The following is a 13,419-nucleotide window of genomic DNA, read 5'->3' on the forward strand; positions in this document are numbered from 1 at the left end:
AAATGCAATGATTGCAATCGCACCTCGAACCCGAAATGCTAAATCGACTCAACCCTGCTACGTTTTATCTTGAAGTGCAGGAACGTCATGGCGCCGACATTTTTTCGTCATCACGGCACTTTAGGCTGGGTGTGCAGGTCATTTATTTGCAACCGCTTTTAACCCACAAGGAGTCCACCATGGACGAATACCAGGAAGAACTGCTGGAGTACCACGCGTTTGAACTGGATCCGCTGGATCCGGCCGATGACGCCACCGAGCTGTAACACCGACTTCAGGCGGAATGCCGCTGACTGCGGCGAAATTCCCCTGGGGTCTGGTTGTTCCACCGCCTGAAGGCTCGTTGAAAGGCTTGGGCTGAGGCAAAACCGAGCAAGTAGGCGATCTCGCCGAACGCCAATTCCGTGTCGCGAATGTAGGTCATGGCCAGATCGCGGCGGGTATCGTTGAGAATTGCGCGAAACTGCGTGCCTTCGTCGGCCAGTTTGCGCCGCAGTGTCCAGGTTGGCAGCTTCAAGCGTGCCGCCACTTCTTCCAGGTCGGGTTCCCGGCCGCCATTGAGCATCGGCCCGAGCAACCTCGTAATGCGCTCGCGCAGGCTGCGGGTGCGGGTGAGCTGCTCCAACTCCTGTTCACATAATTTCAACAGCAACTGCCAGGTGCTGGGGCAATGCTGCGGGTTACGCAGGCCCAGGGTTGGCTGGTTGAGGCGCAACTGGTTGGCGTCGGCACCGAAATGCACCGGGCTGTCACCCAGCACGCTGTACTGCTCGCTGTACTCCGGGGCTTCAAACTCGATGTCGATGCGCTGCGCCTGCACCGGTTGTTGGGCCAGGCTCGACAATTGCTGCAGCCAGCCGGCGATGATCGAGTCCACCACAAAACGGTTGTAGGCGTTGTACGGGCTGATGGAATAGAAACGTAGCCAAGCGCCTTCGGCGTCCTCATGAAAGCTCGACTGCCCGCGATAGTTGGAGCCGTACAGCGCTTCAAACCGCGTCAGTGCCCGCGCCGCTTCGCGCACGTTCGGCGCCTGTGCGGCGGTGACGCCGGCCAATCCCGCCTGGCTCAGACGGCTCAATTGACCCATGCGCAAGCCCAGGCCGGGGTTGCCGGTCAGTTGGATGGCGGCATGGCCCAGACGCATATAGCGCGGGATCGACAGCCGCGCCCCGGCTTCAGCAAGACGTGCCGGGTCCAGGCCGTATTGCAGCAGCAGCGGTTGCGGGTCCAGGCCATGGCTGTGGACGGCGTCGGCCAGGGACTGCACAAAGCCCACCGACAAATCCCCAAGGCGCACCGGCTTCACGGCGCTATAGCCAGATATTCAGCAAGCGCGCGCCGCGAGCGTCATTGCCTGCGGTGACGTGCCCGTCATTGCTGAGGAAGCTGTGCCCGGCGGTGCCCAAGTCCCAGAACTGCCCACGCAGAAACACACTCATGCCGGCACTGGCCTGACTGATCGGCTGTTGGCTGATCAGGGTGAGGCGGCGCCAGGCTTCGCCTTCGCTGAGTTCTTCGGGCTTGAGGCTGATTTCCGGCGGCGTGGACACGCTTTTAAAGCCGCGCCATGGGCGGTCCCAGGTATCGCGGCCGGTGACGAAGGCCGGCACGGCCACCAGTTGCGCACCTTGCTGGTTAAGCTTGCGGTAGTTGTCCGGGTACCAGCTGTCGCTGCCGATCAGGATGCCCAGGCGCCCGGCCGGCGTGTCGACCACGCTGACGATATTTTCGTCACCCGGTGCAATAAACCCGCGCTCATCGTAAATCGGGTAAAGCTGGCGCTGTGGGTCGCCGATGGGCAGGCCATCCGCCGCAAACACCACGCTGGCGTTGTACAGCGCTCCGTGGCCGATGTGCAGTTGGCCCTGGCTGACACTGGGGTTGGGCAACGCAATGGAGCCCGCCACCAAGGTCACGCCGAATTCTTTGGCCAGGCCGCCGAACAGCACTTGATAGTCACGGGCCATGGCTGGCGCCTTCATGCGCAGGTAGGCGTCGTCCATGCGGTTATCGCCTTTGGCACTGATCCAGGCGCGGGCAAACTGCAGCGGGTTGCTGGCCGACAGCCAATTCATCGCGTCCTTGAGGTGGGTGGCCTGGTACAGCTCGTTCTTTTCGCCGCTGAGCATCAGCCAGGTGCCGATATGTTCCGGCAGCACGACGACGGTTTTGGGGTTGATCAAGCCTTGGTCGCGGGCTTTTTGCAGGTAGGCCGAGAGTTTCAGGTGCAGGCGTTCCAGGCTCTGGTAATCGGCCGGGAACAGCTCGGGTTGGATGCCCAGCAGGTTGCCACGGTCGGCGGGCTCGCCTTCATTGACGGCCAGAGTGATACGCAGGTCCGACAGGTAATGCGCCACAGGGCGCTCCTGGGTCCAGACCAGATACGCGGCGACGGCGGCAACCAGGGCCATGGAGACGGTGAACGCTAGAAGTTTACGCATGGGGCAACAGACAACAGACCGTGTGCAGGGTTCGCGACTAGGGTAGGGCCCATGCAGCGCCTTGCCAAGGGGCACTGTGCATTTGGATCAATAACTTGTCAGTTACGGTCATTGAGCGGTAGTCCATGGACTCTTAGTCTGTGGGACATAAACCGATGGCGCGCCATTCGAGCCTGCCACGTCCCGTGATGATCCGTTGTGGAGCTGTACCATGACCGCTGCTGCCTACCCGCACCTGCTGGCCCCGTTGGACCTGGGTTTTACCACCTTGCGCAACCGCACCCTGATGGGTTCGATGCACACCGGCCTGGAAGAAAAGCCCGGCGGTTTCGAACGCATGGCCGCCTATTTTGCCGAGCGCGCCCGCGGCGGCGTTGGCCTGATGGTCACCGGTGGCATCGGCCCGAACGATGAAGGCGGCGTGTACGCCGGTGCCGCCAAGCTGACCACCGACGAAGAAGCGCAAAAGCACAAGATCGTAACCCAGGCCGTGCACGCAGCGGGCGGCAAGATCTGCATGCAGATCCTCCACGCCGGTCGTTACGCCTACAGCCCCAAACAGGTAGCACCGAGCGCGATCCAGGCGCCGATCAACCCGTTCAAGCCCAAGGAGCTGGACGAGGAGGGTATCGAGAAGCAGATTCAGGATTTTGTCACCTGCTCGCTGCTGGCCCAGGTGGCCGAGTACGACGGCGTGGAAATCATGGGTTCCGAAGGTTACTTCATCAACCAGTTCCTCGCCGCCCACACCAACCACCGCACCGACCGTTGGGGTGGCAGCTACGAAAACCGCATGCGCTTGGCGGTGGAAATCGTACGCCGGGTGCGCGAGGCTGTCGGCCCGAATTTCATCATTATTTTCCGCCTGTCGATGCTCGACCTGGTGGAAGGCGGCAGCACCTGGGAAGAGATCGTGCAGTTGGCCAAGGCCATCGAAGGCGCAGGTGCGAGCATTATCAACACCGGTATCGGCTGGCACGAAGCGCGTATCCCCACCATCGCCACCAAGGTGCCGCGTGGTGCGTTCAGCAAGGTCACCGCCAAGCTGCGTGGCGCGGTGCAGATTCCGTTGATCACCACCAACCGCATCAATACCCCGGAAATTGCCGAGCAGATTCTGGCCGAAGGCGATGCGGACATGGTCTCGATGGCGCGGCCGTTCCTGGCCGACCCGGAATTCGTCAACAAGGCCGCGGCTGGCCGCGCGGATGAAATCAACACCTGCATCGGCTGCAACCAGGCCTGCCTGGATCACACCTTTGGCGGCAAACTGACCACCTGCCTGGTCAACCCGCGCGCCTGCTACGAGACCGAACTGAACTACCTGCCGGTCAAGCAGATCAAGAAAATCGCGGTGGTCGGCGCCGGGCCTGCGGGGCTGGCGGCGGCCACCGTGGCGGCAGAGCGCGGCCACCAGGTGACCCTGTTCGATTCGGCCAGCGAGATCGGCGGCCAGTTCAATATCGCCAAGCGTGTGCCGGGCAAAGAAGAGTTCTTCGAAACCCTGCGCTACTTCAAGCGCAAATTGCAGACCACGCATGTCGAGCTGTGCCTCAACACCCGCGTGGATGTGGCGCAACTGGCGGCGGGCGGTTACGACGAGATCATCCTGGCCACCGGCATTGCGCCACGCACCCCGGCGATTCCGGGCGTCGACAATGCCAAGGTGCTGAGCTACCTGGACGTGATTCTGGAGCGCAAGCCGGTGGGCAAGCGCGTGGCGGTGATCGGCGCCGGCGGCATTGGTTTCGATGTCTCCGAGTTCCTTGTACACGAGGGCGTGTCCACCAGCCTGGACCGCGAGGCATTCTGGAAAGAGTGGGGCATCGACACCCAGCTGCAAGCCCGTGGTGGCGTGGCCGGCATCCAGCCGCAACCCCATGCACCGGCGCGTGAAGTGTTCCTGCTGCAACGCAAGACTTCCAAGGTCGGCGATGGCCTGGGCAAGACCACCGGCTGGATCCACCGCACAGGCTTGAAGAACAAGCGGGTGCAGATGCTCAACAGTGTTGAGTACCTGAAAATTGATGACGAAGGCCTGCATATCCGCATCGGCGCCGAGGGCGAACCGCAGGTGCTGGCCGTCGACAACATCGTCATCTGCGCCGGGCAAGACCCGCTGCGCGAACTGCAGGACGGCCTGGTTGCCGCCGGCCAGAACGTACACCTGATCGGCGGCGCCGATGTGGCAGCCGAACTGGATGCCAAGCGCGCCATCAACCAGGGTTCGCGCCTGGCTGCCGAGTTGTAAAACGACGAAAGGGGCGGTGTTAGACTACCGCCCCTTTTTCATTCAGATAGCTCCCGATGGGTCCCTTCGATTGGCTTCCCCAGGCACCGCTTGAACCGTTGCAGCTCGACTGGCTGAACGGGGTCGAGTTGGCCGTGCTGCGCCTGGACCGCATCGACCCACTGATCAGCGGCAACAAGTGGTTCAAGCTGACCCAGCACTTGGCCCAGGCGCAAACCGCCGGTGCCAGCGGCATCATCAGCCTCGGGGGCGCCCACTCCAATCACTTGCACGCACTGGCGGCCGCCGGCAAACGCTTTGGTTTCGCCACCGTCGGCCTGTTGCGCGGCCATCCTCAAGACACGCCCACTGTGCTGGACCTCAAAGCCTTCGGCATGCAGCTGCATTGGCTGGGTTATGGCGGCTATCGCGCGCGGCATGAGCCGGGTTTCTGGTTGCAGTGGCGCGAACAGTACCCCGATCTGTATCCCGTGCCCGAAGGCGGCGGCGGGTTGGCGGGTGCCGTGGGTTGCGGGGTGTTGGTCGAGCACGTGCGGGCACAATTGAACCGCCTGGGCTGGGATGATTACCACGGGTGGTGGCTGGCGGCAGGTACGGGCACCACACTGGCCGGGTTGGCGCTGGCCGAGGCGGGCGCGCATCCGGTGTATGGCGCAATGGCCGTGCCGGATGATCATGGGGTTGCACAGAATGTGCAGGCGATTGTGCCGGGCGGCTATGTGTTGCTGGAGGCGAGCCGAAGGGGTTTTGCCAAGGTCGATCCGCTATTGCTCGACTTTATCCAAACCACTGAACAAGCCTGTGGCGTTCCGCTTGAACCGCTCTATACCGGCAAGGCACTCCTGGCGTTGAAGCAGCAGATCGAGGCCGGACGCTTCACCCCCGGCACCCGCCTGATCTTCGTGCACACCGGCGGCCTGCAAGGCCGTCGAGGTTTTACCACCTAGCGTAATGCCCACCTGTGGGAGCGGCGGTGCGACGATTCGACTTGCTCGCGAAAGCGGTGTGTCAGTCAGCTGATGTATTAACTGACCCACCGCCTTCGCGAGCAAGCCCGCTCCTACCCGGCATCATGCGCAAAGCCGTGTTATCGCGCAGCACGTAATGATGGAAGATCCCCGCCAACGCATGCAGCCCGATCAGCCAATAACCGACCTTGCCAAACAGCACATGCCAACTCTCAATCTCCTTGGCCAGCGCTTTGTTCTCCGCAATCAACGGCGGCAACTCAATCCCATAAAACATCACTGAATGCCCTTCGGCACTGACGATCAACCAGCCGGCAATCGGCATGCCGATCATCAACGCGTACAACGCAAGGTGCATCAGTGTGGCCAACACCGTCTGCCATTGCGGCGGTGTGGGCACGATCTTCGGCGCAACCCCCAGGCTGCGCGCAAACAGGCGCAGCCACACCAGCACAAACACGGTAAGGCCGAACATAAAGTGCATTTCGACAATCAGGGTTCGCGCACCACTGCCTTTAGGGAACTGGCCGCGTAACTCTATGCAGGCGTAAACCACCGCCAGCAGCACCACCATCAACCAGTGCAGCGCAATCGACATGGTGCTGTAGCGGGTATCGGCGTTTTTCCACGGCATCGCTGTGTTCCTCACTCATCAGGGCATACCTCCATTCTTTCGCGACGGAGTCCTTTAACTGTATGCCGGTTTTGAGCGGTTCGCCTGGCGTAAATGCCGTTGTTTTGACCTCGATCAGTGGCTTTGCGGCATTTCACCGCGGGCCAGGCGCTGGTTGATATCGGTGATCACCGCCGGCAGGTCGTTGATGGTGTCGATCAGGTAGTGCGGGCGCGAGCCTTCGAACAGCTTCTCGATGCGTGTGCGCTCGCTGGCCAGGGCGGCAGCGTCCAGGTCACGAAATTGCGCGTAGGTCAGGCCCAGTGCATTGCCGGAGCAGGTCAGTGCCACGGTCCACATGCCCGCGCGGCGGCCTTCGAGGATGCCCGGCACGGTGTCGTCGACCTTCACGCATGCCGCCACATCGTCAATGCCCAGCGCGATCACGTTGGCCAGCGCCTGGGCTGGCCAAGGGCGGCCGTTGGGCACTTCGTCGGTGGCGACCACGTGGTCGGCGACGTAGCCGTTGGTGGCGGCCAGGGCGACCACCTTGTCCATCACCTGCTTGGGGTAGCCGGAGCAGGAGCCGATCTTGATGCCTTGCACACGCAGGCGCGCGATGGTGTCGAGGGCGCCGGGGATCAGGGCCGAGTGCTCGGCGATTTTCTCGATCTGCAAGGGCATGAAGCGCTGGTAGATCGAAGTCACGTCGTCATCGGTCGGCGTGCGGCCAAAGGCCTTGCGGTAACGTTCGGCGACCTGCGGTTGGTCGCAGAGGGTGCGGATATGGTCCCACTTGCCCATGCCCATCGGGCCACGGGCTTCTTCGATGGAGACTTGCACGTCGAACTCGGCAAACGCCTCGACAAAGATCTGCGTGGGCGCGAAAGAGCCGAAGTCGACCACGGTGCCGGCCCAGTCGAGGATCACTGCCTGGAGGGTGTTGGGGTTTTGATAGTTCATGGTTCAAATCCTGTGGGTAATGGGGGCAATCAGATGTCCAGCACTTCCATTTCTTGCAGCACCTGGCCGATCGCCTCGACTGCCGCCTGCATGCCCTGCGCGTCGACGTGGCCGATGCAGCCGACGCGGAAGGTTTCCACTTGAGTCAATTTGCCGGGGTAGAGAATGAAACCCTTGGCCTTGACTTGCTCGTAGAAGTCCTTGAACTGGTAGCGCGGGTCTTTGGGCGCATGGAAGGTGACGATGATCGGCGCCTGGATGGCGGCTGGCAGGAAGCTGCGCAGGCCGAGTGCGGCCATGCCGTCGAGCAGCGTCTGGCAGTTGTCGGCGTAGCGTTGATGACGTGCGGGCAGGCCGCCTTCTTCCTGGTATTGCAGCAAAGCTTCGTGCAGCGCGGCGACCACGTGGGTCGGCGGGGTGAAGCGCCATTGGCCGGTCTTGGCCATGTAGCCGTGCTGGTCGAACAGGTCCATCGCCAGGGAATGGCAGTTGCCTTGGGCGCCCGCCAGTGCCTGTTTGTCGGCGAAGACAAAGCCCATGCCCGGCACGCCTTCCAGGCATTTGCCCGAGGCGGCGATCAGCGCGTCAAACGGCACTTCGCGGGCGTCGATCGGCAGCGCGCCGAAGGAACTCATGGCGTCGATGATCAGGCGTTTATCGTGCTGTTTAACCACCTGCGCGATGTCCGGCAGCGGGTTGAGAATACCGGTGCTGGTTTCACAGTGGATCAACGCAACGTGAGTGATCGCCGGGTCGGCGTGCAGCAGGCGGTCGACGTCGGCGGCGGTGGTGGGCTCGTCTTCAGCGGTTTGGAAGGTACTGAAATCGCGGCCGAGCACTTCGCAGATCTTCGCCAGGCGCTTGCCGTAGGCGCCGTTGATCAGCACCAGCACCTTGCCGTTGCGCGGCACCAGGGTGCCAATGGCCGCTTCGACGGCGAAGGTGCCGCTGCCTTGCAGGGGCACGCAGTGGTGGCTGTCGGTGGCGTGCAGGATCGTCAACAGGTGTTCGCAGACACTCGCGGTCAGTTGGTTGAAACGATCATCCCATGACCCCCAATCCACCATCATTGCCTGACGGGTGCGGTTCGAAGTGGTCAAGGGGCCAGGGGTCAGCAGGATCGGCGCGGCAGTGCTCATCTCAGGTCCTCGCAAGGTCATTGGGGGGTGAAGCTACGGCGCCTAAATTGCAGTTTGAGTTGTCATCAATCAAATTGTTTGTTGTTATGCGAGCTATCAGTGAGGCCGATAGCTATGAATTTGTTTCAACTGCGTGCATTCGATGCCGTGGCCCGTGAGGGCAGCTTTACCCGTGCCGCCGCGCGGTTGTTCATCAGCCAACCGGCGGTGACCGGGCATATCAAAGCCCTGGAAGAGCACTACCAGATCGCACTGTTGCGCCGCACGGCCCGGCGGGTGGAGTTGACCGAGGAGGGCACGCGCCTGGCGGCGATCACCCGGGCGATTTTCGGCCTGGTGGACGAGGCGCAGATGCTGCTTGAAGCCAATCGACAGTTGCTCACTGGGCGCCTGGAAGTAGCGGCAGACGGCCCGCACCTGGTGATGCCGATGATCGCCAGCCTGCGTGCCCGTTACCCCGGCATCACCGTGAACCTACGCTTGGGCAATGCCCAGGAAACCCTGGCGGCACTGCTCTCCGAGCACGCGGATGTGGCGGTGCTGACGGAGGTGGAACCGCGCAATGGCCTGCACTTGCAGCCGTTGAGTGAGTCGCGGATTTGCGCACTGGTCCCGGCCAGCCACCCGTGGGCGGCCTTGCCCAAGGGCATTCGTCTGGAACAGCTTAACGAGGTGATCATGGTGCTGCGCGAGCCCAGCTCTATCACGCGGCGTACCTTCGATGAGGCGTGTGAGGTCGCGGGTGTGCAGCCCAAGGTGCTGCTGGAACTGGACAGCCGCGAGGCGGTGACCGAGGCCGTGGCGGCCGAGTTGGGCGTGGGCGTGGTGTCGTCGATGGAGATCAGCCAGGACCCGCGCGTGCAGGCGGTGGCAATTCAGGGCGATGGGTTGTTGAACCGGCATATGCTCGGCTGCATGGAGCGGCGCCGCTCGTTGCGCTTGATTCAGGCGTTTTTTGAGTTGGCGTCCTAAGTTGAAGGCCGAGATGATGCCCGCGAGCTCAGCGCAACTTTCCCGCACACTGTCGAGAAACGTCACGCTCAAACCCGTGCGCACCTGAGGCACCTGGCCGGTTTTTTGGTGGATTAGAGTGTTTTTGCGCTATAAACTCTGCCCCCAAAGCGCCGGCCAGTAGACGTTTCGGCGCGATGGACGAAAAGAGAGTGAGTCATGGGCGCACAGTGGAAAGTCAAACATAAAGAAGCGGCATCCAATGCCAAGGGCAAGATCTTCGGCAAGTTGGTGAAAGAAATCACCATCGCCGCCCGCAACGGCGCTGACACCGCGACCAACGCCCACCTGCGTTTGGTGGTCGAGCAGGCTAAAAAAGCCTCGATGCCCAAGGAAACCCTGGAACGCGCGATCAAGAAAGGCGCCGGTCTGCTCGGTGAAACCGTGCAGTACCACCGCGTGACCTACGAAGGTTTTGCCCCGCACCAGGTGCCGCTGATCGTCGAGTGTGTGACCGACAACATCAACCGTACCGTGGCGGAAATCCGCGTGGCGTTCCGTAAGGGCCAGCTTGGCGCTTCCGGTTCCGTGGCGTGGGACTTCAACCACGTCGGCCTGATCGAAGCCTCGCCGGACAGCCCGGACGCCGATCCGGAAATGGCCGCTATTGAAGCCGGCGCGCAGGATTTTGAAGACGGCGAAGAAGAAGGCAGCACCTTGTTCATCACCGAAACCACCGACCTCGATGCGGTGCAAAAAGCCCTGCCGGAGCAGGGTTTCACCGTGTTGTCGGCCAAGCTGGGCTACATCTCGAAGAACCCGGTAAGCGGTTTGACCGATGAGCAGATGGCTGAAGTCGAAGCCTTCCTGGAAGGGTTGGACAACCATGATGACGTGCAGGATATGTTTGTCGGGTTGGCTGGCTGATTTATAGCTGAATGAATGCAGTCAAAAATGTGGGAGCTGGCTTGCCTGCGATGGCGGTTTGTTGGTGTACATATCCGTTGCTGCGGTCACGGCGGCTATTGGTTCCGCTCTTACAGCGGGTCACTTTTGTAAAGACACAAAAGTAACCAAAAAGTCTTCGCCCCACCACTCGGTGCCTCGCTGTGGCTCGGCATGCCCGCACTCCGGCTTGAATCCGTGGGCCGCCGCGATGGGCCATCCTTGGCCCAGCGCGGCTAACCCGGCGTCCTGCCGGGTTACCCACGGATTCAAGCCTGCGTTCGGCCATCGTGGTTGACGGGGCGATTTCAGATCAAAATCAAGATCAAAATCTACAGCACGGCGGCCTGAAAGCCGACCTGAGTGGTTGAAGCAAGAGCGAGATCAAGTGCGAAGCAAAAGCCTGTCTACCTGATGCAACTCGGTTTAAATGTGGGAGCGGGCTTGCTCGCGAATGCGGTATGTCAGTTATAGATGAATTGACTGACCCACCGCATTCGCGAGCAAGCCCGCTCCCACAGTTGACCGCATGCATTTTTGAATATGAGGTCGACTGCGGATTTGCATGCACTGAAAAGCTGCTTTTCTGTGGGGGCTGGCTTGTCGAATCGTCGCACCGCCGCGATGCAGACACCTCGGTACATCAGGTGCACCGAGATGATGCTATCGCAGGCGAGCCAGCTCCCACATTGTTTAGTGGTGTGCCAGAGGTTGCAGCAACGCTTCGATCTCTTCAAAGCTTGGGCGCGCCAATACATCGGGCTGGCAGCAGCTTTGTTGCAGTGCCACCAGCGTTTCACTGTCGAAACCTTCGTCTACCCGCTCCAGCAACTCCCCCAGCAACACCCCGAACGCACGCACTTCAATGCGCCGCAACGCCCTGGTTTCCAGGGTGTCCGCCGGCGCATGGAACGACGCCCCGCCAAAGTCCCCGAGCAAACAGTCACCCGCGGCATTCCACAGGATATTGTGGCCATACAGGTCGCCGTGGGTGATGCCGTGCCGGTGCAGATGCGCCGCCACCGAGGCGATACCGCGCGCCATGCGCAAGGCCACTTCGGCGCTGAAGCGCGTGCCCGGCGCGTAGATGTCGCGGGTGCATGACTCCAGGCTCGGCAAGGCTGCGAGGTTGCGGTAACTCGGGTCGATCAGGTCCATCACCAGGGCCGCCTGGTCTTCCGGGTGGCCGATCACGCGCCCCTCCACCTTGATCAGGTTCGGGTGCAGCCCGGCGGCGATGCAGGCCTGCATTTCATGCAGCGGCGAGCCGTCGCTGGTGATTGTGCCTTTGTAGAGTTTGACCGCGACCGGCAACGCATGCGGCTTCCACAACGCCTTGCGGATGATCCCCGAAGCGCCTTCGCCCAACACCTCGCCCAGTTCCAGTTCAGACCAGGGGATATTCGGCGTTGCATCGTCGTTCGCCGCTTCTACGGCCATTTCCACCGGGTTACCGGCATAGGCCAGCCAGGTCAGGCTTGGCAGCGTCAGTAACCATGGCGGCAGTTGGGTGAAGCGGTTGGAGGCGATGCGCAGCAACTCGAGGTTTTTGCAGTTGACCAGGCTAGGCGGCAGGTCCGTCAGGTGGTTGCCGGCCAGCATCAGCTTTTGCAGCAGGGGCCGCTCGCCCAGCTCGCTGGGCAACTGGCTGATGCAGTTGTCGGTGAGGATCAGCCAGCGTAACTGTGGCGGCAACGCGGCGGCGGGGACATGGCTGATCTGGTTGGCCTTGAAGCCGATCATGCTCAGGTTGGCGCACTGGCCCAGACACGCGGGCAGCTCAGTGAAGGCGTTGTCCGAGCAGAACAGCACGCGCAGGCGCGACAGCCGATGCAGGTCGTCGGGCAGGCTGCTCAGGGCGTTGCCGGTGAGGTTGAGGATTTCCAGGCTGTCGGCCAGCGCGAAGATCTCCGGCGGGAATTCGGTCAGCCCGCAAGACAGGTCCAGGCGTGTAATACCGGCCAATTGGCCAGCCTTGAGTTGGGCGAGGGTATTCATGAACGGCGCGGTCACTCGGCAAGATGGGCGTAAAAGGCGCTCATGATACCGGGTCGGGCGCGGGTTGCGGGCACACCGTGTGTAATTGGTTCAGCCGGCTGGCGGTGCGGGCAAGGTCGATGGCCTGGCCTTCCAGAGCCTGCGCCAAGGGTTGCGGGCCGATCAGGGTCAGGCGCTTGTCTTGGTCGTAGAGCACGTCCACCAGGTTGATAAAGCGCTGTTGCACGGCGATCGGGCAGTCGGCCAAGCGGGGCAGGCCGTCGACGATCCAGTGGTCGAAATCCTCGCACAGCAACAGGTAATCCATCACGGCGGTGAGCTGTTCACACAGGTCGTTGAAGGTGAACAGGATGCTGCGCGCCTGATGGCTGCGGCAGAGCAATTGGCGGTTGCCGACCTTCAGGGTTTGCGCCGGGCCAGGCGTGGCGGGCAGCCCGAGGGCTGCGCGCTGGGCGGCGTTACCCGGCCATACATACTGGCCGCCGGTGAAGCGCTGCTCGGCATGAGTCTGGGGCAAGCTGCGAAAATCCTCGGGGGAGCTGACTTCCAGCACCTGCATGTGTGTGGCGATCAAGTCGATCACCGGCTTGAAGCGCTCGTGGTACAGCGGGTTGGGCAGCAGGCCCTCGGGGGCATAATTGGAGGTCACCAGCACCAGCACGCCACGCTGGAACAAGGCCTGGAACAGGCGGCTGATGAGCATGGCATCGCCGATATCGTGGACGTGAAATTCGTCGAAACACAGCACTCGGCAATCGGCCAGCAGCGCGTCCAGCGTCACGCCCAGGGCGTCGTGCTGTTCACGGTGCTGGAACATGCCCTGGTGCAGGCGGGTGAAAAATGTGTGGAAGTGCACGCGTTGCTTTTGCGCAATCGGCAGCGCCTGGAAAAACCCATCGAGCAGCCAGCTTTTGCCACGCCCCACCGGGCCGTGCAGGTACAGGCTGCGCGTGGGCTGGCCGGCGAGCAGGTGGCGGGTTTCGCGGGCGAGCGCGGCAATCGCCCGGGTTTGGCCGGCGCTGAGAGTATAGCCCTGGTCTCGGGCCTTGTTTTCAAAGAACGCCGGGATAGGCGAGGCGCCCGCCCGCGCGGTTTTTTTGCCCAGCAGACGCTGAATCAGGGAAAGCACAGCCAATGCACGTCACTC

11 protein-coding genes are annotated in these 13,419 nt (G+C 62.1%); 4 read left to right on the forward strand and 7 right to left on the reverse strand.

Going from position 1 to position 13,419, the window contains the following annotated elements; all coding sequences use genetic code 11:
* Positions 1-274 precede the first annotated feature (274 nt).
* Both QF043_RS09820 and QF043_RS09825 read right to left on the reverse strand, forming a co-directional pair.
* Positions 275-1,309 carry an AraC family transcriptional regulator gene (locus QF043_RS09820; protein ID WP_058420907.1) on the reverse strand — a complete coding sequence of 345 codons (1,035 nt, stop codon included), beginning with the start codon at positions 1,307-1,309 and terminating at the stop codon, positions 275-277.
* Between the two features lie 4 nt (positions 1,310-1,313).
* Positions 1,314-2,444 (reverse strand): carbon-nitrogen hydrolase family protein, encoded by a 1,131-nt coding sequence (locus QF043_RS09825; protein ID WP_307418340.1) that lies wholly within the window; start codon positions 2,442-2,444, stop codon positions 1,314-1,316.
* Between the two features lie 211 nt (positions 2,445-2,655).
* On the opposite strand from QF043_RS09825, the gene QF043_RS09830 reads away from it, so the two are divergent.
* Both QF043_RS09830 and QF043_RS09835 read left to right on the forward strand, forming a co-directional pair.
* On the forward strand, positions 2,656-4,695 hold the full coding sequence (locus QF043_RS09830; RefSeq protein WP_307418341.1) for an NADPH-dependent 2,4-dienoyl-CoA reductase: 2,040 nt from the start codon (positions 2,656-2,658) through the stop codon (positions 4,693-4,695).
* Between the two features lie 56 nt (positions 4,696-4,751).
* Entirely contained in the window at positions 4,752-5,642 is an 891-nt protein-coding gene (locus QF043_RS09835) for a 1-aminocyclopropane-1-carboxylate deaminase/D-cysteine desulfhydrase (protein ID WP_307418342.1), read from the forward strand.
* Positions 5,643-5,703: 61 nt separating this feature from the next.
* Here QF043_RS09835 and QF043_RS09840 read toward each other — a convergent pair whose 3' ends face one another.
* The 3 genes from QF043_RS09840 to QF043_RS09850 all read right to left on the reverse strand — a co-directional run bounded on the left by QF043_RS09840 (position 5,704) and on the right by QF043_RS09850 (position 8,378).
* Positions 5,704-6,297 (reverse strand): cytochrome b, encoded by a 594-nt coding sequence (locus QF043_RS09840; protein ID WP_307418343.1) that lies wholly within the window; start codon positions 6,295-6,297, stop codon positions 5,704-5,706.
* A gap of 114 nt (positions 6,298-6,411) precedes the next feature.
* Complete coding sequence (gene phnX / locus QF043_RS09845; RefSeq protein WP_056858455.1) at positions 6,412-7,239, reverse strand: phosphonoacetaldehyde hydrolase; 828 nt, start codon at positions 7,237-7,239, stop codon at positions 6,412-6,414.
* 29 nt (positions 7,240-7,268) lie between these two features.
* The gene (locus QF043_RS09850) at positions 7,269-8,378 is read right to left on the reverse strand and encodes a 2-aminoethylphosphonate--pyruvate transaminase (RefSeq protein ID WP_307418344.1); all 1,110 of its coding nucleotides are present in this window, start codon (positions 8,376-8,378) and stop codon (positions 7,269-7,271) included.
* A 114-nt stretch (positions 8,379-8,492) separates the two neighbouring features.
* On the opposite strand from QF043_RS09850, the gene QF043_RS09855 reads away from it, so the two are divergent.
* Both QF043_RS09855 and QF043_RS09860 read left to right on the forward strand, forming a co-directional pair.
* Complete coding sequence (locus QF043_RS09855) at positions 8,493-9,350, forward strand: LysR substrate-binding domain-containing protein (RefSeq protein ID WP_307418346.1); 858 nt, start codon at positions 8,493-8,495, stop codon at positions 9,348-9,350.
* A 198-nt stretch (positions 9,351-9,548) separates the two neighbouring features.
* On the forward strand, positions 9,549-10,256 hold the full coding sequence (locus tag QF043_RS09860) for a YebC/PmpR family DNA-binding transcriptional regulator (protein WP_056858461.1): 708 nt from the start codon (positions 9,549-9,551) through the stop codon (positions 10,254-10,256).
* Between the two features lie 711 nt (positions 10,257-10,967).
* Here QF043_RS09860 and QF043_RS09865 read toward each other — a convergent pair.
* Positions 10,968-12,272 (reverse strand): protein kinase, encoded by a 1,305-nt coding sequence (locus tag QF043_RS09865; protein WP_307418347.1) that lies wholly within the window; start codon positions 12,270-12,272, stop codon positions 10,968-10,970.
* A gap of 40 nt (positions 12,273-12,312) precedes the next feature.
* Positions 12,313-13,407, reverse strand: coding sequence for a cell division protein ZapE (gene zapE, locus QF043_RS09870; protein ID WP_307418348.1), 1,095 nt, complete (start codon positions 13,405-13,407; stop codon positions 12,313-12,315).
* Positions 13,408-13,419: the final 12 nt, after the last annotated feature.

It is taken from the genome of Pseudomonas sp. W3I7 (assembly GCF_030816095.1).
Taxonomy (GTDB): domain Bacteria; phylum Pseudomonadota; class Gammaproteobacteria; order Pseudomonadales; family Pseudomonadaceae; genus Aquipseudomonas; species Aquipseudomonas salomonii.